General features: G+C 73.6%; 27 protein-coding genes. 18 read left to right on the top strand and 9 right to left on the bottom strand.

Annotated features, from left to right (window positions below):
• Window positions 1–40: 40 nt before the first annotated feature.
• Together DQ239_RS06905 and DQ239_RS06900 are read left to right on the top strand one after the other, a co-directional pair.
• Entirely contained in the window at window positions 41–2,194 is a 2,154-nt protein-coding gene (locus tag DQ239_RS06905; protein ID WP_233488846.1) for a SpoIIE family protein phosphatase, read from the top strand.
• A 140-nt stretch (window positions 2,195–2,334) separates the two neighbouring features.
• Complete coding sequence (locus tag DQ239_RS06900; RefSeq protein WP_147252019.1) at window positions 2,335–4,083, top strand: bifunctional diguanylate cyclase/phosphodiesterase; 1,749 nt, start codon at window positions 2,335–2,337, stop codon at window positions 4,081–4,083.
• A gap of 55 nt (window positions 4,084–4,138) precedes the next feature.
• On the opposite strand, the gene soxR is transcribed toward DQ239_RS06900, so the two are convergent.
• Window positions 4,139–4,663, bottom strand: a complete 525-nt coding sequence (gene soxR, locus DQ239_RS06895) for a redox-sensitive transcriptional activator SoxR (protein WP_113833650.1) — start codon at window positions 4,661–4,663, stop codon at window positions 4,139–4,141.
• Between the two features lie 93 nt (window positions 4,664–4,756).
• Here soxR and DQ239_RS06890 point away from each other — a divergent pair, with 93 nt between their 5' ends.
• The 5 genes from DQ239_RS06890 (at window position 4,757) to DQ239_RS06870 (ending at window position 8,853) form a co-directional block, all read left to right on the top strand.
• Window positions 4,757–5,299: an NAD(P)H-dependent oxidoreductase gene (locus DQ239_RS06890; RefSeq protein WP_113833649.1), complete on the top strand. Its 543-nt coding sequence runs from the start codon at window positions 4,757–4,759 to the stop codon at window positions 5,297–5,299.
• Between the two features lie 10 nt (window positions 5,300–5,309).
• On the top strand, window positions 5,310–6,644 hold the full coding sequence (locus DQ239_RS06885; RefSeq protein WP_199582727.1) for an MFS transporter: 1,335 nt from the start codon (window positions 5,310–5,312) through the stop codon (window positions 6,642–6,644).
• 359 nt (window positions 6,645–7,003) lie between these two features.
• On the top strand, window positions 7,004–7,852 hold the full coding sequence (locus DQ239_RS06880; RefSeq protein ID WP_199582725.1) for an aldo/keto reductase: 849 nt from the start codon (window positions 7,004–7,006) through the stop codon (window positions 7,850–7,852).
• Between the two features lie 94 nt (window positions 7,853–7,946).
• A complete protein-coding gene (locus tag DQ239_RS06875; RefSeq protein WP_113833648.1) occupies window positions 7,947–8,255 on the top strand; it encodes an antibiotic biosynthesis monooxygenase in 309 nt (102 codons plus the stop codon).
• A gap of 61 nt (window positions 8,256–8,316) precedes the next feature.
• Window positions 8,317–8,853, top strand: a complete 537-nt coding sequence (locus tag DQ239_RS06870) for a DUF6817 domain-containing protein (RefSeq protein WP_113833647.1) — start codon at window positions 8,317–8,319, stop codon at window positions 8,851–8,853.
• 220 nt (window positions 8,854–9,073) lie between these two features.
• Here the strand turns inward: DQ239_RS06870 and DQ239_RS06865 are convergent, their stop codons facing one another.
• From DQ239_RS06865 to DQ239_RS06855, 3 genes are read right to left on the bottom strand one after another with little or no spacing between them, the layout of a single operon-like run.
• On the bottom strand, window positions 9,074–9,472 hold the full coding sequence (locus tag DQ239_RS06865; RefSeq protein WP_199582724.1) for a VOC family protein: 399 nt from the start codon (window positions 9,470–9,472) through the stop codon (window positions 9,074–9,076).
• Window positions 9,473–9,531: 59 nt separating this feature from the next.
• Window positions 9,532–9,870: a DUF1801 domain-containing protein gene (locus DQ239_RS06860; RefSeq protein WP_158544794.1), complete on the bottom strand. Its 339-nt coding sequence runs from the start codon at window positions 9,868–9,870 to the stop codon at window positions 9,532–9,534.
• 26 nt (window positions 9,871–9,896) lie between these two features.
• On the bottom strand, window positions 9,897–10,229 hold the full coding sequence (locus DQ239_RS06855) for a hypothetical protein (protein ID WP_113833645.1): 333 nt from the start codon (window positions 10,227–10,229) through the stop codon (window positions 9,897–9,899).
• Window positions 10,230–10,397: 168 nt separating this feature from the next.
• Here DQ239_RS06855 and DQ239_RS06850 point away from each other — a divergent pair, with 168 nt between their 5' ends.
• The 5 genes from DQ239_RS06850 (at window position 10,398) to DQ239_RS06830 (ending at window position 13,447) form a co-directional block, all read left to right on the top strand.
• Window positions 10,398–11,525, top strand: a complete 1,128-nt coding sequence (locus tag DQ239_RS06850) for a Vms1/Ankzf1 family peptidyl-tRNA hydrolase (RefSeq protein ID WP_113833644.1) — start codon at window positions 10,398–10,400, stop codon at window positions 11,523–11,525.
• A gap of 28 nt (window positions 11,526–11,553) precedes the next feature.
• Window positions 11,554–11,811 carry a DUF2795 domain-containing protein gene (locus DQ239_RS06845; RefSeq protein ID WP_113833643.1) on the top strand — a complete coding sequence of 86 codons (258 nt, stop codon included), beginning with the start codon at window positions 11,554–11,556 and terminating at the stop codon, window positions 11,809–11,811.
• A 1-nt stretch (window position 11,812) separates the two neighbouring features.
• Window positions 11,813–12,043 (top strand): hypothetical protein, encoded by a 231-nt coding sequence (locus DQ239_RS06840; RefSeq protein WP_113833642.1) that lies wholly within the window; start codon window positions 11,813–11,815, stop codon window positions 12,041–12,043.
• Between the two features lie 92 nt (window positions 12,044–12,135).
• Entirely contained in the window at window positions 12,136–12,927 is a 792-nt protein-coding gene (locus DQ239_RS06835; RefSeq protein WP_233488844.1) for an alpha/beta hydrolase, read from the top strand.
• A 73-nt stretch (window positions 12,928–13,000) separates the two neighbouring features.
• Complete coding sequence (locus tag DQ239_RS06830) at window positions 13,001–13,447, top strand: ChaB family protein (RefSeq protein ID WP_113833640.1); 447 nt, start codon at window positions 13,001–13,003, stop codon at window positions 13,445–13,447.
• Between the two features lie 19 nt (window positions 13,448–13,466).
• Here DQ239_RS06830 and DQ239_RS06825 read toward each other — a convergent pair whose 3' ends face one another.
• Complete coding sequence (locus DQ239_RS06825; RefSeq protein ID WP_113833639.1) at window positions 13,467–14,762, bottom strand: M24 family metallopeptidase; 1,296 nt, start codon at window positions 14,760–14,762, stop codon at window positions 13,467–13,469.
• 12 nt (window positions 14,763–14,774) lie between these two features.
• On the bottom strand, window positions 14,775–15,962 hold the full coding sequence (locus tag DQ239_RS06820) for a GGDEF domain-containing protein (protein ID WP_233488842.1): 1,188 nt from the start codon (window positions 15,960–15,962) through the stop codon (window positions 14,775–14,777).
• A gap of 116 nt (window positions 15,963–16,078) precedes the next feature.
• Between DQ239_RS06820 and DQ239_RS06815 the strand changes: the two genes are divergently transcribed.
• The 4 genes from DQ239_RS06815 (at window position 16,079) to DQ239_RS06800 (ending at window position 18,640) form a co-directional block, all read left to right on the top strand.
• Window positions 16,079–16,261, top strand: a complete 183-nt coding sequence (locus tag DQ239_RS06815; RefSeq protein WP_113833638.1) for a hypothetical protein — start codon at window positions 16,079–16,081, stop codon at window positions 16,259–16,261.
• Between the two features lie 70 nt (window positions 16,262–16,331).
• Window positions 16,332–17,027, top strand: coding sequence for an NADPH-dependent F420 reductase (npdG, locus tag DQ239_RS06810; RefSeq protein WP_113833637.1), 696 nt, complete (start codon window positions 16,332–16,334; stop codon window positions 17,025–17,027).
• Between the two features lie 172 nt (window positions 17,028–17,199).
• Window positions 17,200–18,129, top strand: a complete 930-nt coding sequence (locus DQ239_RS06805) for a type IV toxin-antitoxin system AbiEi family antitoxin domain-containing protein (protein WP_113833636.1) — start codon at window positions 17,200–17,202, stop codon at window positions 18,127–18,129.
• Between the two features lie 130 nt (window positions 18,130–18,259).
• Window positions 18,260–18,640 carry a DUF2784 domain-containing protein gene (locus DQ239_RS06800; RefSeq protein ID WP_113833635.1) on the top strand — a complete coding sequence of 127 codons (381 nt, stop codon included), beginning with the start codon at window positions 18,260–18,262 and terminating at the stop codon, window positions 18,638–18,640.
• Here DQ239_RS06800 and DQ239_RS06795 read toward each other — a convergent pair.
• The 3 genes from DQ239_RS06795 to DQ239_RS06785 are packed head-to-tail and all read right to left on the bottom strand — an operon-like array spanning window position 18,585 to window position 21,731.
• Window positions 18,585–19,064 (bottom strand): SRPBCC family protein, encoded by a 480-nt coding sequence (locus DQ239_RS06795; protein WP_113833634.1) that lies wholly within the window; start codon window positions 19,062–19,064, stop codon window positions 18,585–18,587. The two genes, DQ239_RS06800 and DQ239_RS06795, sit on opposite strands and share 56 nt — an antisense overlap.
• A 4-nt stretch (window positions 19,065–19,068) precedes the next feature.
• On the bottom strand, window positions 19,069–19,899 hold the full coding sequence (gene panB, locus DQ239_RS06790; protein ID WP_113833633.1) for a 3-methyl-2-oxobutanoate hydroxymethyltransferase: 831 nt from the start codon (window positions 19,897–19,899) through the stop codon (window positions 19,069–19,071).
• Window positions 19,896–21,731: an NAD+ synthase gene (locus DQ239_RS06785; protein WP_233488840.1), complete on the bottom strand. Its 1,836-nt coding sequence runs from the start codon at window positions 21,729–21,731 to the stop codon at window positions 19,896–19,898. The genes panB and DQ239_RS06785 overlap by 4 nt, the downstream gene beginning before the upstream one ends.
• A 90-nt stretch (window positions 21,732–21,821) precedes the next feature.
• On the opposite strand from DQ239_RS06785, the gene DQ239_RS06780 reads away from it, so the two are divergent.
• Both DQ239_RS06780 and DQ239_RS06775 read left to right on the top strand, forming a co-directional pair.
• Window positions 21,822–22,199: a DUF4345 family protein gene (locus tag DQ239_RS06780; RefSeq protein WP_113833632.1), complete on the top strand. Its 378-nt coding sequence runs from the start codon at window positions 21,822–21,824 to the stop codon at window positions 22,197–22,199.
• Window positions 22,200–22,322: 123 nt separating this feature from the next.
• Window positions 22,323–23,663: a glutamine synthetase family protein gene (locus DQ239_RS06775; protein WP_113833763.1), complete on the top strand. Its 1,341-nt coding sequence runs from the start codon at window positions 22,323–22,325 to the stop codon at window positions 23,661–23,663.
• Window positions 23,664–23,668: the final 5 nt, after the last annotated feature.

Genomic DNA, 23,668 nt, shown 5'->3' with positions numbered 1-23,668 from the left:
GGCCGCCTGGCCCCGACGGCGATGGACGAGGCGGGTGCAGGTGGCCGGGGGACGGGCGGACGCCGACGAGGGCGCTGCGGTGGCTGGGGCCGCCGACGTCCGTGATGTCGAGGTCTCCCCGGAGTCGGTGGAGCTGCTGGACCTGGCCCGCGCCGCAGCCGGGATCGGCACCTTCGACTGGGATCTGAGCACCGGCCGGCTGGCGTGGGACGACCGGCTGCTGGAGCTGTTCGACCTGACACCGGCGACCTTCGACCAGACGATCGAGGGATTCAACGCACGCATCCATCCCGACGACGTGGGCCAGGTCGGAGAACTGCTCCACTCCGCGATCGCCGAGTGCGGCGACTACCAGGCCGAGTACCGGGTGGTGCGCGCCGACGGGTCGCTGCGGTGGATCGCCGCGCGGGGTCGGGCTCTGTGCGACGAGGCCGGGGTCGCCGTCCGGCTGCTGGGCGCCGCCTGGGACGTCACCGACCGCCGGCTGTCCCAGGACCGCGTTGCCGGCGCCCTGGAGGGCATGGCCGTCGGCTATCTGGCCATGGACGCGGACTGGCGGATCACCTACGTGAACGCGCAGGCCGAGAAGGCGCTGGGGCGACCGCGCGCCGAGCTGATCGGGGGGATCATCTGGGAGCTGTTCCCCTCGACCGTCGGCACCGACTTCGAAGCCGGCTACCGCCGGGCCAAGGACACCGGTCAGCCGGCCACCTTCGACGCCTACTACCCCGAACCGCTCAACGCCTGGTACGAGGTGCGAGCAACGCCCGAGGGCGGCGGAGTGGCGCTCTACTTCCTGGACATCACCGAGCGGTACCGGGTCCAGCAACGCAACGAACTGCTCGCCCAGGTCACCCGCCAGCTCACCGACACCCTGGACGCCGAGGAGGCTGTCGCCCGTCTCGCTCAGCTGGTGGTCCCGATGCTGGCCGACTGGTGCCTGGTCAGCCTGGTCAGCGACGAGCAGCACACCAACGTCCGACGTGCGCTGCGCGACGTCGGGCACTGGCATGCCGATCCGGACCAACGGCCACTGGTCGAGGCCTACGCCCGTGTCCGGGTGACCGCGGCGACCGACAAGTCGTTGCTGGCCCGCGCCCTGACGACAGGGAAGCCCGTGATCGTCGAGCGGGACGCGACCGAGCAGATCCGCGCGGTGCTGACCGCCGGCGAGGCCACCGAGCTGATCGAGCAACTGGCCCCGGAGAGCGTGGCCGTGCTGCCGCTGAGGGGCCGCGGCCGGACCGGCGGCCTGCTGACGCTGTTCAACGGCCCCGCTCGCGGCGCGGTGTCCGCCGAGGACCTCGACACGGCCGCGGACATCGCCGGGCGCGCGGGCCTGGCCCTCGACAACGCCCGGCTCTACCGCGAGCAGCGCAGCCTGGCCGAGGGTCTGCAGCGGTCGCTGCTCACCGCACCACCGCAACCCGACCACGGGCAGATCGTCGTCCGCTACGTACCCGCAGCCCAGGCAGCGCAGGTCGGCGGCGACTGGTACGACGCGTTCCTGCAGCCCGGGGGCGCCACCGTGCTGGCCATCGGCGACGTCATCGGCCACGACACCCAGGCCGCCGCCGCGATGGGTCAGATCCGCACCATCGTCCGGTCGATCGGCGCCTTGGACGACCAGCACCCCGCAGCGATCCTCCGCCAGGCCGACGAGGTGATGGAGCGGCTGATGGTCGGCACCGCGGCCACCGTCGCACTCGCCCGGCTGGAGCAGACCCCCGACGAGCTGGCGCGGGGGATCACCCGCCTGCGCTATTCGAACGCCGGCCATCCGCCGCCGTTCGTGATCAACCCCGACGGCACCGTGCACCCGCTGATCGGCGCCAGGGCGGATCTGCTGCTCGGAGTGCGACCCGACAGTGCACGGCACGAGTCCGAGGTCGTGCTGGATCGGGACGCGGTGGTGCTCCTCTACACCGACGGGCTCGTCGAGCGCCGCGACCAGGACCTCGACCAGGGCACTCAGCGCCTGCAGGACACCTTGGAGGACCTCGCCGGCCGGGACCTCGACGAGCTGTGCGACGAGCTGCTGGCCCGGATGCTGCCGGCCGAGCCGGACGACGACGTCGCCCTCATCGCCATCCGGCTGTTCCGGCAGGACCGACCACGGCCAGCCCAGGCCGGCCCCAACGTCGTCCCACCGAACGTGCCACCTCCCCGGGACGTCGAGGGTCAGCCGGGGTAGCACCTCGGCGGCGCCCGGCCGGCACACGGTCTCCCCGCCCGTCGGTGCGGTGGACGACCCGAAAGGAGTGACCGGCCGGCCGGCCGGTTCAGCGCGCTCGCAGTCCTGTCGATGCCTCCCGCGTGACGAACGAGACGACGGTGGCCCGGACTCGGTGGCTCCGCCGGATGTCGCTGACGACCCGCTTCCGGCTGGGCGTCGCCATCATGCTGCTGCCGCTGCTGAATCTCGCCGCCTTGGCGTACTTCTCCCTCAGTCAGATCAACGAGTCGGCGCACCGGCTGGTCACCGGGCCCCGCAGCGAGTGGGATGCGCACCTGGCGGCGATCACCGCGGCTCGCGAGGAGGCGCTGATGGCCTTCGCCGGCGTCTGCGTCGGCGGGCTCCTGGTGGCCACCGTCGTCGGATCACGGCTGGCCCGCTCGGTGCTGCGTCCGCTGATGGCCCTCCGGGCGGCGGCGGAGAAGCTGGGGCGCGGAGAGCTCTCCTCCCGCGTGGGTGCGGTCCGGCCCGACGAGCTCGGACAGGTGGCCGTGGCGTTCGACGCGATGGCGGATCGGCTCGAGCGCACCCAGTCGCAGTTGGCCCACAGCGCGGACCACGATCCGCTGACCGGGTTGCCGAACCGCCGGCTGCTGCTGCGGCGGATCGGGCAGCTCGGCGCCGACAGCGGCCACTGGGCGCTGCTCCTGGTCGATCTCGACGACTTCAAGTCCGTCAACGACTCCTTCGGCCACCTCGTCGGCGACGAGGTGCTGATCGAGATGGCCGGCCGGCTCCGGCAGGTGGTCCGGGACACCGACATGTGCGCCCGGCTCGGTGGGGACGAGTTCGCCGTGCTCGTCGCCGACCCGGCCGGGTCCTCGGGTGCGCTGGATGCCGCTCACCGGCTCCGGGAGGCCATCCGCCGTCCGGTGCAGGTCTCCGGCCGGAGCCTCGTGCTGGACGCCAGCATCGGCGTGGTCGGCGTGGGTGACCGGGACGCCGGCACGCTGCTGCGCGACGCCGACCTGGCGATGTACGCGGGCAAGCGGGCCGGCGGCGGCCGGGCCGAGGTTTTCGAGCCCGCCATGCACCAGCAGGCGCTGGAGCGGTTGGAGCTCGAGGCGGAGCTGCGGCTGGCAGTGGACCGCGGGGAGATCCGGCCGTGGTACCAGCCGGTGGTGGAACTCGGTACCGGCCGGCTCACCGGACTCGAGGCGCTCGCCCGCTGGCAGCACCCGACGCGCGGGCTCGTCCCGCCCGACGTCTTCATCCCTCTGGCCGAGTCGACCGATCTGATCCTGCCCATCGGTCGACAGATCCTGGAGCGCGCCTGCACCGAGGTCGCTGCCTGGCGGCGCGCCCACCCCACCGTGGACCCGCTGACGCTGAGCGTGAACCTCTCCGCCCGGCAGCTGGGTCACCCCGACCTCGCCGAGGATCTGCGTGCGGCGCTGGCCGGCAGTGGGTTGTCGCCGGCTCAGCTGACCCTGGAGATCACCGAGACGGTCGTGATGAGCGACCCGGGAACCGCCGCGCACCGCATGCAGGCACTGGCCGCGCAGGGCGTCCACCTGGCCATCGACGACTTCGGCACCGGCTACTCGTCGTTGGCCTACCTGCAGCGCTTCCCGCTGCGCACCCTCAAGATCGACCGGAGCTTCGTCGACCCGCTCGACACCGACGCCGACGCGGTCGTGCTCGCCGGCGCCATCCTGCAGCTCGCCGAGACCCTCGGCCTGCGAGTGATCGCCGAGGGCGTCGAGCGGCCGGCGCACGTGCAGATCCTGGAGCGCCTCGGCTGCCGCCTCGCCCAGGGGTATCTCTTCGGCCGGCCTGCCCCGCTCCCGGACCTGGAGGACCTCATCGCCGACGTGTCCATGGCCGGGGTCGCCGGCTCTCCCTGATCACCGAGCCGCCACCCGGCTGCACACCGGACGGCTCGCCGCGGGATCCCGAGGATCAGGGCAGCTGATCCCTGGGGGGCTCGGCGGGTTCCAGGTCGAGCACTCGTGGTCCTGGTCCGTTCGCGCCGAGCTGGTCGTCGGGGTTGACCAGGAGGCAGCGGTCGATGGACAGGCAGCCGCAGCCGATGCAGTCGGTGAACTCGTTGCGGAGTTGCTGGAGACGACGGATGCGCTGGTCGAGGCGCGCCTGCCAGCTCTGGGACAGCTGCGCCCAGTCCTCGCGGGTCGGGGTCCGTTGCTGCGGCAGCACAGCCAGGACCTCGGCGACCTCCTTCAGCGGGATGCCGGTCCGCTGGGCGACGCGGATGAGCGCGATCCGGCGCAGTGTGTCCCGGCGGTAGCGGCGCTGGTTGCCGGCCGTGCGTGTGCTGGTGAGCAGGCCGACCCGTTCGAAGAAGTGCAGTGCCGAGACCGTCACGCCGCCGCGGGCGGCGAGCTGCCCGACGGTCAGCTCGCGCGCGATCGGCCGCCGATCGCGCCCCCCGGGCGGTGAGCCGTCGGCTTCCTGCGTCGGGTCCACGAGTTGACCTTAACAATTGTTGAGGTCCTAGCGTGCGGCGCGCCGGGTCGGACCCCCTCCCGGCACGTACACGCCGTTGAGGAGATCTCCCGCATGGACCACGCCCCCCTCCGACTCGCCGTCCTGGTGGCCAGCACACGACCCGGACGCTTCGGGCCCACCGTGGCCTCCTGGTTCACCGGCGAGGCCGCATGCCGGGCGGACCTGGCGGTGGACGTGGTCGACCTGGCGGCGCTCGACGTGCCCGGTGAGGACTTCGCCACCGCGATCGCCGGAGCGGACGCCGTCGTGGTGGTAACGCCGGAGTACAACCACTCCTTCCCGGGACCGCTGAAGGCGGCGGTCGACAGCCTGCGGGCCGAGTGGTTCGCCAAGCCCATCGGCTTCGTCTCCTACGGCGGCATCTCCGGTGGGTTGCGGGCGGTCGAGGCCCTGCGGTTGGTGTTCGCCGAGCTCCACGCCGTCACGGTCCGCGAGACGGTGAGCTTTCCGCTGGCCTGGGAGTGCTTCGACGGCGACGGGGCGGTGAAGGACCCGGACGCGGTCACGGTCGCCGCGGCCCGGCTGCTGGACCAGCTCACCTGGTGGGCCGTCGCACTGCGCGCCGGGCGGGCGAACCGTGCCTACCCGGCCTGAGCCCCGGCACGTGGACGCGCCCTCGACCGCACCGCTCGCGGGTGCCGAGGAGCCGGAGGGGCGGGGCGGCTCCGGCGCACTGGTGGTGCTGCTGCTCGGCTCGACGCTGACGGTGATGGCCGGCGCGGTGCTGTCCCCGGTGCTGCTCTTGATCCGTGCAGAGCTCTCGCTGAGCAGCACCGCGGCCGGCCTGGTGCTGACCAGCCACGCCCTGAGCCTGGCGCTGGCCAGTCCGCTCGTGGGCTGGGCTATCGACCGGTACGGGTCGCGCGCCCCGCTGGCGGCCGGACTGCTGGTGTACGGAGGCGCCGGTGGCGCCGGGCTGGTGGTCGACTCCTACGCCGCGCTGATCGCCACCCGGATCGTCTTCGGCATCGGCGCCGCCGCCGTCTTCACCGGCACCACCGTGGTCCTCCTGGAGCTGCACCGGGGCGCGCGCCGGGACCAGGTCATGGGGTGGCGCACGACGGCGACCAGTCTGGGCGGGGTCGCCTGGCCGCTGCTCGGCGGCGCCCTCGGCGGTCTCTCGTGGCAGGCCCCGTTCGCGCTGTACCTGGTGGGCATCCCCCTGGGCGTGGCGACGTGGCTGGCTCTGCCGCCGCGGACCGATGAGACGGCGCAGAGCGGAGGCGCCGGGGCCGCGGCGGACGACGGACACGACGCTGAGCGCGTCGGGCAACTGCTGCGCCGCCGTCCGCGGATCGTGGGCCTCTGCGGTCTGCTCGCGACCGGGACCGTCCTGCTGTACGGGCTGCTCGTCCTGGTCCCGCTGCGGCAGGCCGAGCTCGGTGTCCGCGCGCCGTTCGCCGTCGCCGCGCTGAGCACGTCCATGTCCGTCGCGATGAGCGTGGCCGGGCTCGGCTACGCCGCCGCCGTCGCCCGCGTCGGGCACGCCGGCCTGCTGCGCGGCACCTACCTGACCTGGACGGCCGCCTTCGTCGCCCTCGCCACCACCGACGTCCTCGGCATCGTCGTGCTCGCGCAGGCCGCCTTCGGCGTCGGGATGGCCCTGGCCCTCCCGTCGCTGACGATCGTGCTCGAGGATGCCTCGCCGCAGCGGCTGCGCGGCCGCGTCATGGCGCTGTCCGGGACGGCGATCTTCCTGGGGCAGTTCCTGTCCCCGCTGCTGCTCGGCCCGGTGGCGGACGCCGTCGCCGTCACCACCGGGTTCCTCGCCGCAGCTGTCCTGGCAGGCGCGGTCCTGGTCGTGCTGCTCGCCACCGACCTGACCGGAGGCCGCGATGTTGCGAGCCCTAGCGGGACGAGCCGTCCTGAGCGGGTGGGGCAGGGGCGAGCACGCGGCGGACCACGTCGCGCAGGGTGGCGCGCTGGTGCTCGGCCGTGAACTCCGGATCGGCGGCGAGCCGGGAGAGGGAGCCGTCGAGCACGACGAGCAGCCACGAGGTCAGGTCCCGTGAGGACAGCCGTCAGTGGTCTCGGGCGCTACCGGCTCGCTCCGTCCAGCGGTGCGGGACATCGCCGCCGCCGTACGACACGCAGCGTCGAGGGGTCCGGACACCGCCACCGGCCTGGACCGAGCAAACCCGATTACGCCCTGAGAGCCGGGGAACAACAGCCGTGTCCGCCCAGCCCCGGCGGTCCGCCCGGCTGCCGCATCATCGCGCGGCCCATCGTCAGGAGAACCGTCGAGGGGCCGGTGAGACCCTCGTGCGTTCCACGACCCGCACCCCGAGGACCTCCGCCATGACCGCACCCACGATCCGCACCGTGTCCCTCCCCGGCGGGGCCACCGTCCCGGCACTGGGCCTGGGCACCTGGTACCTGGGTGAGCAGCCCGCCCGGCGCGCCACCGAGCTGGCCGCCCTGCGCACGGGCATCGACAGCGGCCTGACGCTGATCGACACCGCCGAGATGTACGGCAACGGCGCCGCCGAGGAGCTCGTCGGCGAGGCCATTGCCGGTCGGCGGGACGGGGTCTACCTCGTCAGCAAGGTGCTGCCCAGCCACGCCACCCGCCGCGGGACGGTGGAGGCCTGCCGGGCCAGCCTCCAGCGGCTGGGCACCGACCACCTCGACCTGTACCTGCTGCACTGGCGCGGACGCGTGCCGCTGGCCGAGACGGTGGCGGGGTTCGAGGAGCTGGTGCAGGCGGGCCTGATCGGCGGCTGGGGGGTGAGCAACCTCGACGCCCCGGACGTCGACGAGCTGGCCTCGGTGCCCGCCGGAACGCGCGTGCAGACCGACCAGGTGCTCTACAACCTCGCCCGCCGCGGACCCGAGTTCGACCTCCTCCCGCGGTGCCGCGAGGCCGGCATGCCGCTCATGGCGTACTCGCCGGTCGACCACGGCCGGTTGCTCAGGCACCCCGCGGTCCGCGACATGGCCGGCGCGAAGGGGGTGACGCCGGCCCAGCTGGCCCTCGCCTGGGTGCTGCGGGTCCCCGAGATCTTCGCCGTCGTGAAGGCCCCCACCCCGGAGCGGGTGGCGGAGAACCGCGCCGCGATGGAGATCGCCTTCAGCCCGGAGGAGCTCGACGAGCTCGACCGGACGTTCCCACCGCCGTCCCGCAAGGTGCCGCTCGAGATGCTCTGATCCCCGCCGACATCGGCAGTTCTCCGGATGGACACCGTGGCGATCAGCGCGGCAGTGTCGTCGGGACCGGCCCACCCGATGAGAGGGAGCTCCGATGGCAACGCAGGTGAGCAAAGCCCTTCTGGTACGCCTCGAGGCACTGCCCGGCAAGGAGGACGACGTCCGCGCCTTCCTGGACCAGGGCCTGTCGATCGTCGAAGGGGAGCCCAAGACCGTCCGGTGGTTCGGCGTCCAGTTCGGACCCTCGTCCTTCGGGATCTTCGACGCCTTCCCCGACGACGACGGGCGCCAGGCGCACCTCTCGGGTGAGGTCGCCAAGGCGCTCGGGGAGAACACGGGGGTGCTGTTCTCGGAGCCCACGATCGAGCAGCTCGACGTCGTCGCGGAGAAGCAGCCCGCGTAGCGCAGGTCGTCGGCACGTGCGCCGCGCAGCCCCGGACCAGCGTGTCCTAGCGTTCCCTGCCATGGCGACGGACACGGCGATCGCACGGCTGCTGCTCGAGCGGGGAGCCGGAGACATCCAGCATCCCGGCGGCACGCTGTCCGACCACCTGTCCCGGGTGCAGCAGCGTCTCGCGCAGCTGGGGGCGCCTGAGGCCGTCCAGCTCGCCGCCCGTGCGCACGCCGTCTACGGCACCGACGGCTTCGACGTCACCTTGCTGGGTCTCGAGGAACGGCCGCTGCTCGCCGGGATCATCGGCGACGACGCCGAGCAGCTCGTCTACCGCTACGGCGCCTGCGACCGGGACCGTACCTGGGACGCCCTCGCCGACACCGGGCGGGTCTGGAACCGGTTCACCAGCGACAGCGAGGTCCTCGACCAGGACCAGCTCCGGGCCTTCACCGACCTGAGCATCGTCAACGAGCTCGACATCGCCGAGCAGTCCGCCGAGTTCCTCGACCGGCACGGCGACTACTTCCGACGGCTGACCAGCAGCTGGGCCCCCGTGCTCAGCGAGGCGGTGCTCGCCGACGCACGGCGCGTCCTCGATCGACCGTGACCCGGGCCGTCGTCACTGCTCCCGCGGGCGGGCGCTCTGGGGCTGTCGTCACTGGTTGGCACGCCGGCCCGCGGCGGCCTCGGAGGCCGTCGTCGCTGTCCGGGTGGCGCGGGTGTCCGGCCTCCTGACGCCGCACAGCCAGATCCCTCGGCTGGTCGCTCCGTGCGCCGCCAGCCAGGTCCGCCAGGCCGCGCGGTCCGCCAGGTGGACGCGCGGTGCCTCACTGCCAGGCCTGCCCGGGGGCATAGCTGCCGAAGCTCCACTCGTGCCCCTCGGGGTCGAGGACCCGCGCCCGGCGGGTGCCCCACTCCGTCGACTCGGGGTCGATGACCACCTGCGCGCCGGCGGAGACCGCCCGGTCGAACATGTCGTCGACGTCGTCCACGCGCAGGTACAGACCGTTGCCGGTGGACCGACCGTGCAGGCCCGGGACGTCGTAGTCGGCGTCCGCGCTGGCCACCATGAGCACGACATCGCCCAGCCGGACCTCGCTGTGGACCACCGATCCGTCCGGCCCGTCCTGGCGGGCGGACACGGTGAACCCGAGGGCGCCGAGCCAGTCCAGCGCGGCCGGGGCGTCCTGGTAGCTGAGGTAGGCGTGCAGGCGCGGCTCGCTCACCTCGTCAGCCTGCACGCCGTCCCGCGGGTGGACCAGACCTTCCCGCCCGCCGAGCGGCCTCAGCCGAGGACGGCGCGGACCAGGTCGCGCAGGTGCTCGTCGGGGATCCGCGCGGCGTCGGCGTGCGGGATCTTCAGCGTTCCCCTGGCCCCGCACAGCTGCGGGTAGCGGTCGCAGAACCCGCCGCTGCGTTCCGCACTCCAGCCGTACAGCGAGAGCCCGTGCTTCCACACCCCGACGTGCAGGCTCCGTCCGCCGACGTCGTAGGTGGGCATCTTGTACGCGGAGCGGACCGTCGCCCCGGGGTGCTCGGCCAGGATCACGGCGTGCAGCCGGTCGAACAGCGCCCGGCCGTCGGGGTCGAGGGCGTCGACGTAGGCGCGCGCGGCGTCGTCCACGGTCGCCAGGGGGCAGGTCAGCAGGGCTAGCGCGGCTGGGACGGGTTGGTCGGGTCGCCCTGCGACGGCGGGTTCACCGGGGGACCGGAGGTCGCCTCGGACGCCTTGGAACCGCCCGCGGGAGCCGGTGGAGCGTCCGCGCCCGTGGCCGCCGGGTCCCCGCCCGACGGCTGGGCCCCGCTCCGGAGGCCGGCCAGCCGGCTCTCCATCACGGTGACGACCTGGAAGCGGTTGCCGTGCGCCCGCTCGTAGTCCAGGAGCGTCGTCAGGTCCTCGGCGTCCAGCGTGCGGATGCGGGAGGTCAACGAGCCCACGGGCAGGTGGTCGTAGTCCTTCAGCGGCAGATCGCGCTCGGGCACGTCACGTCCTCTCGGCGGGTGGTCGTTTCTGCCCGGCGCCTACCCCCGCCCGGCGGATCCGACACCGGGTGTGAGGCAGCGGCCGGTGGGTAGGCGGCGACCACGACGTCGTCGCTGCTCAGACCCGGCCGCCGCGTCCTCCGCCGATCGAGGAGTTGTCGCCCCGCCATGAACGTGTCCTTCCTGGAGCCGGTGTTCGCGGCCGCCGGCCCCCTCGCCACGGTCTGCGCCGATGTCACCCACACCACCGAGAACGCCGACACCGAGCTGGACCTCCGGGTCCGCGCGATCGCCGAGGAGCTGAGCGGGAAAGGCGCCCCGGAGCCGGTCGTCGACGCCGTGCGCGGCCGGCTGCTCGAGGGCAACGAGGGCGGCGAGGTCGGCACCCTGCGTGGCCGGGCGCTGATCGTCGACTCCACGGGCTCGGTGGTGCTCGACCAGCCGCTGGTGGACGCACCCGCCCGCGAGATCGCCGACTGGGCGCCGCAGCCCGACGTGCTGCCCGTGCTGCGCCAGCTGGCCGGCCGCGTGCCGCACGTCGTGGTGCTCATCGACCGCGTCGGCGCCGACATCACCTTCGCCAACCTGCCCGAGCGGGACGACGAGCAGGCCTCGGTCGAGGGGGACACCCTGCACATCCGCAAGTTCCAGGGCGGCGGCTGGGCCCACCACCGCTACCAGCACAACACCGAGAACCTCTGGATCCACAACGTCGACGGCGTCGCGAAGCAGATCGACGCGATGGTCCGCCGCCACTCGGTGCGGTTCGTCCTCGTCGCCGGTGACGTGCGCGCCCGGCAGATCCTCACCGACCGCGCCGGGTCGTGGTCGCACCTGATCGTCTCGATGGACGAGGGCGGGCGGGCGGCGGGGGCCAGTCGTGAGCCCGTCGACACCCGCGAGGCCGAGCTCGTCGCCGAGCACGAGGCGCGCGAGATCGCCGAGACCGTGGAGAAGGTGCAGGCCGCGGCCGCACACGGCCTGTCGGTGACCGGCCGCGACCGCGTCGTCGAGGCCCTGCGCAAGGGGCAGGTCGAGACGCTGGTGCTCGCCGACGACCCCGACGACGAGACGCTCCTGGTCGGCGGCTCGCCGCTCGAGCTGGGCGTGAAGCAGCAGGACATGGAGGCCCTCGGCACCGACGGCACCGCGGTACCCGCGGACCGGGCGTTCGTCCAGGCGGCCGTCGCCGGCTCCTCGGGGGTCGTCGTCGTCCCGCAGGCGGCGATGCCCGACCAGGTGCCCGTGGCCGCCGTCCTCAGGTACACCGACGACTCGACGTCGTCGGGTCAGTGACCCCGCACCACCCCCAGGAGGAGAACCCGTGACCGACCCGCACCAGCCCGCCACCCCGCCCGGCACCGACGAGGGCGACATCGAGCGCCGCGCGGCGCTCGCCGAGGCCCTGGGCAAGGAGGTGTGGCCGGCCGATCGCGACCAGCTCGTCGCGAAGGCGCAGGAGGGCACCGCGCCCGACCGGGTGCTCGCCGACCTGCGGCGGCTCCCTGCCGGGCAGCAGTTCGAGAACGTCCAGGACGTGGCCCGCGCCCTGGGCATCGGCACCGAGCAGGAGAGGTTCTGACATGACCACGCACAAGGAGCCGAGCCGCGAGGCCCTGGAGAACGTCACCGAGCGCAACGTCGCGAGCCGGGCCGAGCTCCTGCCCGAGGAGAAGGGCATGAAGGGCAGCGGCATGGAGGAGGTCGCCGCCGAGGTCATCCTCGCCGAGTCGGAGGAGCGGACCATCCACCCCGACCCCGACGACGCCCAGGGCGGGCACCGGCAGTCCTCGGACACCGCCGACCTGCCCTGAGCCGGTTCTTCGAGGGGTTCCAGGAGTCGCGGGTCGACGTCGGCCACGGCGTCGTCCTGCGGGTCCGGACCGGTGGCGCGGGGCCGCCGGTCGTGCTGCTGCACGGGCACCCGCGCACGCACACGACCTGGCACCGCGTCGCCCCGCTGCTCGTCGCGGCCGGGCACACCGTCGTCTGCCCCGACCTGCGGGGTTACGGAGGCTCGTCGAAGCCCGCGACCACGCCGGACCACGCGCCGTACTCCAAGCGGGCCATGGCCGGGGACGTCGTCGCGCTGATGCGCTCGCTGGGGCACGACCGGTTCGCCGTCGTCGGGCACGACCGTGGCAGCTACGTGGCGCTGCGGACGGCGCTGGACCACCCGGACGCCGTCACCCACCTGGCCGTGTTCGACTGCATCCCGATCGTGGAGCACCTCGAGCGCGCCGACGCGCGGTTCGCCACCGCCTGGTGGCACTGGTTCTTCTTCGCCCAGCCGGAGAAGCCCGAGCGCGCCATCTCCGCCGACCCCGAGGGCTGGTACGGCTCGCTGGCGCCGGGGAAGGCGGAGGCGATGGGGGAGGAGAACCACGCCGACCACCTCGCCGCGATCCGGGACCCGGCGACCGTGCACGCCATGATCGAGGACTACCGGGCCGGCCTCGGCGTCGACCGGACCGCCGAGGAGGCCGACCGGGCGGCCGGGCGGCGCGTCGGCTGCCCCACCCTGGTGCTCTGGTCGGCGCGGGACGACCTCGAGCAGCTGCACGGTGACCCGCGCCGGATCTGGGCGGACTGGACGACCGACTTGCGTGGCGGCGGGCCCGTGGACAGCCGCCACCACATGGCCGAGGAGGCCCCGCAGGAGCTCGTCGACGCGCTGGCCCCGTTCCTCTCCGCCTGATCGGGGGACGCCGAGGTGATCACGCGGTGCGCCGCGGGTAGGGCGCTGACCAGCACACCGACAAGGAGAGGTCATGCCGAAGACCACCACGAAGGGCGACGCCAAGCAGTCGGAGCTGCCCAGCACGCTGCAGCGGTCGCCGAAGAAGGCCCAGCGCACGTTCGCCAAGGCGTACGACTCGGCCGCCGGCGAGTACGGCGACGAGCGGCGCGCCCACCAGGTGGCCTGGGCGGCGGTGAAGCACTCCTTCGAGAAGGTCGGCGACCACTGGGAGCGCAAGGAGGGCGGCCGCAAGGGCCCGTCCGACGAGCAGGCGAAGGGTGGACGCGGCACGAACCGGGAGACCAAGGGCGGGGTGGACGCCAACGCCACCAAGGACCACCTGCTGTCGCTGGCGAAGAAGCTAGGTGTCTCGGGTCGCTCGAAGATGAAGAAGAAGGAACTGGTCGACGCGATCCAGAAGGCCAGCAACAGGAAGACCGCCGAGGCCCGCGAGAAGAAGAAGCAGAAGAAGAAGTAGCGGCCCGGCCGGCCGACGCTCAGCCGGCCGGTACCAGCACCAGGCCGGCCCGGCGGACGTCGAGGTACTCGACCCCCGCAGCGGTCAGCGCGATGCCCTGCTCGAGGCCCAGCCGCACGCACTGCCCGCCCCACTCCGGCACCGCCCGGCGGACGGCGAGCTCGAGGGCGAAGACGGTGTCCACGTGCACGCGGTGGTCACCCGCGCCCGGCACGCCGTCCTGCTCGTCCCACCGCCCGATGGCCGGGCCGGCGCCGTGCCCGTGGACGCCGACGGGGTGCGAGTAGACGTCGGCGTCGATACCCGCCCGGGCGGCGGCCGCCCGCGCCGCCGCCAGCACCTCGTTCCCCGTCCGGCCGGGGATCAGCTCCGCCGTGGTGAGGTCCTGCATGTGCCGGCCCTCGGCCACCAGCAGGTCGAGTCCCTCGGGGGCCGCCGTCTCCCCGGGACGCAGGACGTAGGCGTTGCCCTGGCTGTCCGTGCGCAGGCCGAGGCTGGTCAGCCCGACGTCGCAGTGCACCAGGTCGCCGGACTCGATCACCGCGTCGTAGGGGACCGCGGGCAGCAGCGCGCCGTTCTGCTCCACCAGCGGGACGCCGGCCCGCTGCAGCGCCACCGACGGCTGGAACCACGGTTCGACCCCCAGGTCGTGCAGCCGCTGGCGCAGCCACCAGGCGAGGTCGATCGCCGTCGTGCTGCCCGGGACGACCGCGGTGGTGAAGGCCTCCGCCATCACCTCGTGGGTCAGCCGGTTGAGCGCGTGCAGCGCCGCGATCTCCTCGGGCAGGCGGGTCTCCAGCCAGCCGACCGCCAGCTGCTCGGCCGGCACCAGGCGGTCGGCGTAGGGGCCCAGCGCCACGACGAGTGCGCAGTGCTCGGTGTGCGAGAGCCCGTCGGCGAGGGCGACGTCGGTCGAGACGTCGATGCCGATGCGCGCCGGCTGGGCCTGCTCGACGAAGCGGCGCACGACCTCCCAGTCGCCGGCCGGGCCCGCGCCGTCCTCCGCCGTCGCCGGCAGGAACTGGCCCACCGGGTAGCGGGAGACGGCCACCGGCGTGACGCCGTCGTCGCTGCGGTGCAGCAGCAGGACGGTGCGCCGCCGCGCGGACAGCCAGGCACCCGGCAGCAGCGTGCCCAGCACCGGGTCCTCGTTGCCCTCGCGGCCGGCGACGATCCACAGGTCGATGCCGGTCCGGTCCATGAGCACCGGCAGCAGGTCCAGCAGCCGCTGGCTCAGCCACCGGTCGCGGACCGCGGCCTGCTCGCGCAGCGGCAGGGGCACCGTGCGCGTCGCGTCCGGCTCGGCGGGGGGCACGCCCCCAGAGAATCAGAGTTCGGCCGAACCCACCGCTCGGGGCGAGGGCGCCGATGCGGGTGCGTGCCCGCGCTGCCAGGTCGAGGACTCGGCGTGCCCGGTGCGCGACCGCGGCCGGTCGGCCAGGGCCACCCGGTCCCGGCCGCCGCGCTTGGCCACGTACATCGCCGCATCGGCCCGGTCGATCAGCCGCCACAGTGCCGCGACCGGGTCCTCGCCCTCGACCGGCCGGGCCACGGCGAGGCCGACGGAGGCGGTCACGGCGTGGCCGTCGTCGCTGCGGGCCTGGGCGACCGCGACGCGGAGCCGCTCGGCCAGCCGGCGCCCCTCGGCGACGACGCCCACCGAGCCGAGCACGACGAGCTCCTCGCCCCCGGTGCGGGCCAGCAGGTCCGCGGGGCGGACCGCCCCGGTCAGCGACGTGGCGACGGCGCGCAGCACGGAGTCGCCGACGGCGTGCCCGAACTCGTCGTTGAGCCGCTTGAAGTGGTCCAGGTCCAGCACCATGGCGCTGAGCTGGACGCCGTCGCGCCGGGCCTGGCGCCACATCCGGGGCGCCTGCTCGACGAGGTACCGGCGGTTGTACAGCCCGGTCAGCGAGTCCTGGTGGCTGAGCGTCTCGGTCGCCTCCAGCAGGCGCTGCACCCGCTGCCGCAGCAGGTAGACGCCCATCGCCGCGGCATTCAGCGTCCCGGCGCTGACCCCGGCCTGCACGACCAGCCCGACGGCGTTGTCGTAGCTGGGCCACAGGGCCGCCAGGCAGATCCCGGTCGTGGCGAGCATGTGCACGCACAGCGGCCGCAGGGGCAGGAACCAGGCGCCGGCGAGCGCGGGGAACAGCAGCATGAGCGGCGTGGCGTAGCGCAGCGGGTCCTCGATGCAGAGGACGACGACGAGGTAGATCACGTCGCCCAGGAGCACCAGGACGAAGGTGTGCGCCTGCCCGACCCGCCCCCGGATGGCCAGGTGCGCCGCGAGCGCGAACAGCAGCACCATGGTGACGGCGTAGGCCCACCGGGGGGCGCCCTCCCGCAGCACGCCGTCCACCAGCAGGTTCAGCGATCCCATCAGCGCGCCGATGAGCAGCAGCGCCGCGAGGGAGTGCGCCGCGACGCGGGAGTCCAGCCCCGTGGGCAGACGTCGCTCCTCGGCTCGATCGCCGCGGGCGACGTCGGGTGCGTGCGAGCGCCGGCCGATCACGCGTGCAGGATGCCGTACCGCTCCGCGTTTCGGGGCTTTCGCTGCGTCACTGTCCCCCACCCGTGACCGGCGCTCCGGTGGCACAGTGGGGCTCCGCCCGCACCGAGGAGGCACACATGGCCACCGGACCCTGGTTCTACTGCCTGAAGCACCACACCGTCGAGGGGCGGGACGGCTGCGCCGAACGGCACCGCCTCGGCCCGTACGAGACCCCGCAGGACGCCGAGCGGGCCCTCAGCTCGGTGGCCGAGCGGGAGAAGCAGATCACCGCGGAGGACCGCGCCTGGGAGGGCGACTGACAGCCGCCGGGCCGCCCCCTGGATGATCGGTCCAGGCGCCGGGCCGTCCGGTGCCGGAGAAGGGGCTGACGTGACCGAGGGTCGTGCGGTGGAGGAACTGGTCGTCGGGATCCTCGGGGGGACCGGGCCACAGGGCCGCGGGCTCGCCGTGCGCCTGGCCGCAGCCGGTCAGCGGATCCTGCTCGGTTCCCGGGACGCCGACCGCGCCGCGGAGGTGGCCGCCGAGGTCGCCACCCGCGCGGCGACGGCGTCGGCCGGCACGGAGGTCTCCGTGCAGGGCGGCTCCAACGCCGACGTCGCGGGCGCCGCCGACCTGGTCATCATCGCCGTCCCGTTCGCCGGGCACGCCGCGACCGTCGCCGAGCTGGCGGCCCCGCTGGCCGGCAAGATCGTCGTCGACTGCGTCGTCCCCATGGGGTTCGACGAGCTCGGCGCCTACGTGCTCGACGTCGAGGAGGGCAGCGTGGCGCAGCAGGCCGCCGCCCTGCTCCCGGACTCGCACGTGGTGGGCGCCTTCCACCACCTCTCGGCCCGGCTGCTCGAGGACCTCTCCCAGCCCACCATCGACGGCGACGTCATGGTCGTGGGCGACGACCGCGCCTCGATGGACACCGTGCAGGCGCTGGCCGGCCGGCTGCCCGGGATGCGCGGCATCTACGCCGGGCGGCTCCGCAACGCCCGCCAGGTCGAGGCGCTGACGATCAACCTGGTGTCGGTCAACCGCCGCTACAAGGTGCACGCCGGCATCCGCGTCACCGACGTCTGAGTTCCGGGCCGGGCCGCCTCCCCGCGGGCGAGTTGCCGACTCTGCGGGCGTGATCCCGCCCGCAGCGTGCGGAAGTCGCCCGGAATGTGCGCGCCGTCCACACCTCCGCTCGTCGTCCACCGGTCGCCGGACGGGGTCCCGCCAGAGCCAGTGGGTGGGCCACCGTCGACGGATGCACCCCTGGGAACCGCCTGACCTGGTCCTCCGCCGCACCGCCCTGCAGGAGGGGTGGTCCGACGAAGAGCTCACCCGCCGGCAGCGGCGCGGAGAGCTGACGAGGGTCCGCCCGGGGGCCTACGCTCCGGCGGACGCGCTCCGTGATCCTGCCCGGCGGCACCGCCGGATGGTCACCGCCACCCTCGCAGCGCTGCGCCGGCCGGGGGTGGTGAGCCACGCGTCGGCGGCGGTCCTCCACGGTCTGCCGCTGTGGGGCATCCCGCTCGGCCGCGTCCACATCACCCGGACCCCTCCTGCCTACGGCGAGGTGGGTCGGCATCTCCACGTGCACGTCGCGCGGCTCGGGGCGGACGACGTCGTCACCGTGGAGGGCGTGGCCGTCACCAGCCTGCTCCGCACCACGCTCGACCTGGCGCGGACACTGCCGTTCGAGCCCGCGGTCGTCGCCCTCGACTCCGTGCTGCACCGCCGTCGGCTCGCCCCGGATCACCTCGCCGAGGGCGTGATGGCACTGGGTCGGATGCCGGGAGCGCGTGCGGCCGCCCGTGCCGTGCACTTCGCGGACGGCAGGAGCGTGAGCGTCGGTGAGAGTCGCAGCCGGGTGCTGCTCCACCACGTCGGCCTCGCCCCGTCGACGCTCCAACTCGACCTGCGGACGTCGGGCGGGACGTTCGTCGGCAGGACGGACTTCGCCTGGGAGGCGGAGCAGGTGGTCGGCGAGTTCGACGGGCGGATCAAGTACGGCCGGTTGCTCCTGCCGGGCCAGGACCCGGGTGACGTGGTGTGGGAGGAGAAGCGCCGCGAGGACGTCATCAGGGACGAGGACTGGGGCGTGGTCCGGTGGATCTGGTCCGATCTGACCCCAGGGGTCCTGGGGCCGCGGGTGCACCGGGCCCTGGAGAGGGGACGCCGCCGATGGGCCTGACCCACGCTGCTGGCGGTTTCCGGACGGCGCGGGCGGGATCGAACCCGCAACGTTCGCGAAGAACCCGCAACTCGAGCGGATGCACCGGCGGCGCTGGTGCAGCACGGCGCCGCCGGGGCACACTCGGGCGGTGGTGCTCGCCTCCGGGGTGGCCGTGGTGCACGGGCTCGCCGTGCTGTTCATGCTCACCGGTGCGCTGCTCGCCGTCCGGTGGCCCCGGCTGGTCCTCCTGCACGCCCCGGTGGCCCTCGCGATCCTCGCGGTGAACCTGGCCGGCGCGGACTGCCCGCTGACCGACCTGGAGCTGGCACTGCGCGGGGACGCCGGATACGACGGCGGCTTCCTCGGGCACTACCTGTTCGGGCCGCTCGGCCTGGACGAGCACGCTCCCGACACGCAGTTGGGTGTCTACGCGACCGCGTTCGGGCTCAACGCGCTGGGCTACGGGCTGCTGCTCAGCCGGCGTCGAGGACGGCCTCGTCCAGCCGGCGCAACGACTCCGGCATCGTGAGCGCCATGCGCGCCGGATACCCGGGCAACCGGATCGTCAGCACGGGGAACCGGGCGCGGCCCCATTCGTAGGAGTGGCGCACGAGCGTTCCCCCGTCGCGCGGGACGAGCTCGTAGCGCCACCACTGACCACCGACGACGGTGTGCCCGCGCCATTCCCCGGTGGTCCGCCACGCGATCTCCCGATCGGGATGGAAGACCGTGACCTCGTTGACGCTCCGGTAGCGGAACGGACCCTGCCGCATCGCCATGGTGAAACGGGCGCCGAGATGAAGGGGGTCCGGGCCGGAGGGCGCACCGTCCACCGTCCCACCGCCGTCGAGGGCGCTGTGTCGAGCGGGGGAGGCCAGCACGGCGAAGACGTCCCCGGCCGGCGCCCGGATCAACCGCTCCACGGTAACGGTGCGGTCCTGTGTGCTGCTCACCGGTTTACTCGAAGGAGTGCTCGGGGCCGGGGAAGACGCCGCCACGGACCTCGTCGGCGAACTCCTGGGCCGCCCGCAGCAGCTCGCCCCGCAGGTCGGCGTACTTCTTCACGAACTTCGGAACCCGGCCGGAGTTGAGCCCGGCCATGTCCGGCCACACGAGCACCTGGGCGTCGCAGTCGACTCCGGCGCCGATGCCGATCGTCGGGATGGCCAGCTCCTTGGTCACCTCGCCGGCGATCGCCGCCGGCACCATCTCCAGGACGACGGCGAAGGCGCCGGCCTCCTGCACCGCGCGGGCGTCGGCGAGCAGCTGCTCGGCACCGGCGCCGCGGCCCTGCACGCGGAACCCACCGAGGGCGTGCTCGCTCTGCGGCGTGAAGCCGATGTGCGCCATCACCGGGATGCCGGCGTCGTGCAGCAGCCGGATCTGCGGGGCCACGCGGACGCCGCCCTCGAGCTTGACCGCCTGCGCGCCGCCCTCCTTCATCATGCGGACGGCGGTCTCGAAGGCCTGCTGGGGGCCTGACTCGTAGGAGCCGAAGGGCAGGTCGGCCACGATCAGCGCCCGCTTGGTCGAGCGGGTGACGGCCTTGGTCATGAGCAGCAGGTCCTCGACGGTCACCGGCACGGTGCTGCTGTGCCCCAGGACGACGTTGCCCGAGGAGTCGCCGACCAGCATCACCGGGATGCCGGCCTCCTCGAAGATGGCCGCGCTGTAGGTGTCGTAGGCGGTGAGCATCGCCCACTTCTCGCCGCGCTCCTTGGCCTGCTGCAGGTGGTGGATGCGCACCCGCGCGCTCGATGTCCCGCCGTACAGGACCGACTCGCTCATTCCGAAGCTCCTTCGCGCACGGTGGGCAGGGTCTCCCGCCACCGGTTGGTCACGGGCAGCCGGCGGTCGCGGCCGAATGCCTTGAGGCTGATCTTGGTGCCGGGTGCGGACTGCCGGCGCTTGAACTCCGCGGTGTCGACCAGGCGCAGCACCCGGGCGACGATCTCCGGGTCGTGGCCGCGCTCGAGCAGCTCGGCCATGCCGAGGTCGCGGTCGACGTAGTCGGCGATGACCGCGTCCAGGACCTCGTAGGAGGGCAGCGAGTCGCTGTCCTGCTGGCCGGGTGCGAGCTCGGCCGACGGCGGCTTGTCGATCGAGTTCTGCGGGATCGGCTCGGTCTCGCCGCGGTCGCGGGCATGGGCGTTGCGCCAGCGCGCGAGGTCCCACACCAGCGTCTTGGGCACGTCCTTGATCGGGGCGAACCCGCCGGCGGCGTCGCCGTAGAGGGTCGAGTAGCCGACGGCCACCTCGCTCTTGTTCGACGTCGCCAGCAGCAGGTGCCCGTGCTGGTTGGACAGGGCCATGAGCAGCGTGCCGCGGACCCGGGCCTGCAGGTTCTCCGCCGCCACCCCGGAGAGCTCCACCGCGGCCTCGAACGCGTCGACCATCGGTGCGATGGGGACGACGGAGTAGTGCAGGCCCAGCCGGCGGGCGGAGTCCTCGGCGTCGGCCAGGGAGTGCTCGCTGGACCACTTCGACGGCAGGCCCACCCCGTGCACCCGGTCGGCACCCAGCGCGTCGACCGCGAGGGCCGCCACCAGCGCGGAGTCGATGCCCCCCGACATGCCGAGGACGACCGAGGGCATGCCGTTCTTGTCGATGAAGTCCCGGAGGCCCAGGACGAGTGCCCGCCAGACCTCCTCGCAGTCGCTCAGCGGCTCGGCGACGGTCGAGGGACGGCGGTCGAACGCCGGCACCGGCTCCTCGGACACGACGTGCCGGGTGACCGTCATCGGCCCGATCCGGCCCTCGCGCCGCTCGGGCACCGAGGAGGGGTCGAGGTCCAGATCCACGGTGGCCAGGTGCTCGACGAACTGGGGGGAGCGGGCCAGCAGCGTCCCGTCGGCGGCGACGGCCATCGAGTCGCCGTCGAAGACCAGCTCGTCCTGCCCGCCCACTTGGTTGCAGTACAGGATCGTCGCGCCCGCCTCGGCCGCCCGGCGGCGGACCAGCGGCAGCCGCAGGTCGTCCTTGGCCCGCTCGTAGGGGGAGGCGTTGGGGGAGACGACGAGGTCGACCCCGGCCTGCCCGGCGACCCCGCACGGGCCGCCCTCCACCCACAGGTCCTCGCAGATCGTCAGCGCGACGTCGACGCCGTGCAGCCGCACCACGGGCAGCTCGGTGCCGGGCACGAAGTAGCGGGCCTCGTCGAAGACGCCGTAGTTGGGCAGGTGCCGCTTGTAGTAGCGGACGACGACCTCGCCGCCGAACAGCAGCGCCGCGGCGTTGCGGGGTGCGCCCCGGCGGGGGTTGGCGTCGCCCGGGCGGTCGTCGTCGGTGGGCGTCGAGTCCACCGGCGCGGGACCGGCGCCCTCGGTGTGCGCCAGGTACCCGACGACGACGGCGGTGCCGCCCAGCCCCTGGTCGGCGAGGGTGGCCGCGAGCTCGACCAGCGAGCGCTCGCTGGCGCGGGCGAAGGACTCCCGCAGCACGAGGTCCTCGGGCGGGTAGCCGGTCAGGGTCATCTCGGGGAAGACGACGAGGTGCGCGTCCTCCTGCGCCGCCCGCGCGGTCCACTGCACGACGAGCCCGCTGTTGCCCTCGAGGTCACCGACCCGGGTGTCCACCTGGGCCATCGCCACCCGCAGCTGCACAGGTCCTTGATCGCTCACGCCGCACAGTCTGGTCTCGGGCCGGCGGCTGCGGCCAGGCGGGCACCCGGGGCGGTGTCCCGAGCGTGACGGCGGCGCTACGGTCCGGTCATGAGCGACCTCAGCGGACCGGAACTGCTGCTCGCGGGTGCGTACGCCGCCATCGGCGTCGGGGCGGCGGTGCGTCCGAGCATCGTCCCGGCCCTGTTCGGGGGTTCCGCAGGGACCCCGGAGGCGCGAACCGAGGTCCGGGCCGTCTACGCGGGGATCCCGCTGGCGCTGTCCGCCGCGGTGGTGCGCGCCTCGACCGCGGCGCCGCCCCGCCGCGAGGGCGTCCTGTCCGTGGTCCGGGACGCGAGCGCCGGCATGGCGCTCGCCCGGCTCGGCGGCGCGGTGCTCGAGCGGCGGCTGCGGCCGTGGCCGACCGGTGCGTTCCTGGTGCTCGAGGCGGCCCTCGCGGTCGCCGCCTCCCGGGCGCGGGGCAGCTGATCGCCGACCGGCAGGGAGAGAAGCTGCCCGGTTCCGTGACGAGCCCACCCGGACGGGGCAGGGTAAGGACCGAACAGCAGGGCTGTCACCTCACGGAAACGAGCGGACGCGATCATGGCCAGCATGGACCGACAGCAGGAGTTCGTCCTGCGCACCCTGGAAGAGCGCGACATCCGGTTCGTCCGGCTGTGGTTCACCGACGTCTCGGGCTACCTCAAGGCCGTGGCGGTCGCACCGGCCGAAATCGAGGCCGCCTTCGCCGAGGGCATCGGCTTCGACGGCTCGGCCATCGAGGGGTTCGCCCGCGTCTACGAGTCCGACATGCTCGCCAAGCCCGACCCCGGCACCTTCCAGGTGATGCCCGGCCGGGACGGGCGCGCCAGCGACACCGCGCGGATGTTCTGCGACATCACGCTGCCCGACGGGTCGCCGTCGTGGGCCGACCCCCGGCACGTGCTGCGGCGCACCCTGGCCAAGGCCGCCGACATGGGGTTCACCTTCTACACCCACCCCGAGATCGAGTTCTTCCTGCTCGAGGACCTGCCGACCGACGGCAGCGCGCCGCAGCCCGCCGACACCGGCGGCTACTTCGACCTGTCCACGCACAACGTGGCGCACGACTTCCGCCGGGAGGCGGTCTTCGCGCTCGAGGCGATGGGCATCTCGGTGGAGTTCAGCCACCACGAGGTCGCGCCCGGCCAGCAGGAGATCGACCTGCGCTACGCCGACGCCCTGTCGATGGCCGACAACATCATGACGCTGCGGCACGTCGTCCGGGAGGTGGCGCTGGCCCAGGGCGTGCACGCCACGTTCATGCCCAAGCCCTTCACCGAGCTGGCCGGCTCCGCGATGCACACGCACCTGTCGCTGTTCGAGGGCGACCGCAACGCCTTCCACGACGGCGCGGACCCGATGCGGCTGTCCACCACCGGCAAGCAGTTCATCGCCGGGCTGCTCACCCACGCCCGCGAGTACACGGCGGTCACCAACCAGACGGTGAACTCCTACCGCCGGCTGCTGGCCGGCACCGAGGCGCCGACGGCGGCCACCTGGGGCCGGGCCAACCGGTCGGCCCTGGTGCGGCTGCCCTCCTACAAGCCCAGCAAGGCGCAGTCGGCCCGCGTCGAGGTGCGCTCGCCGGACTCCGCCTGCAACCCCTACCTCACTTACGCGGTGCTGCTGGCCGCCGGCCTGCGGGGGATCGAGAAGGGCTACGAGCTGCCGCCGGAGGCCGAGGACGACGTCTGGTCGCTCACCGACACCGAGCGCCGCGCGGCCGGCTACGAGGACCTGCCGGTCTCCCTCGGCGAGGCGCTGACGGCGATGCAAGGCAGCGAGCTGGTGGCCGAGACGCTCGGCGAGCACGTCTTCGAGTTCTTCCTCCGCAACAAGTGGGAGGAGTTCAACTCCTACCGCCGCAACGTGACGCCCTTCGAGCTGCAGCGTTACCTGCCGGGCCTGTGAGGGGG

Origin of the sequence: Blastococcus sp. TF02-09 (genome assembly GCF_003319105.1) — a bacterium.
In the GTDB taxonomy this organism is placed as follows: domain Bacteria; phylum Actinomycetota; class Actinomycetes; order Mycobacteriales; family Geodermatophilaceae; genus Blastococcus.
This window is presented reverse-complemented; position numbering and strand designations above follow the sequence as displayed.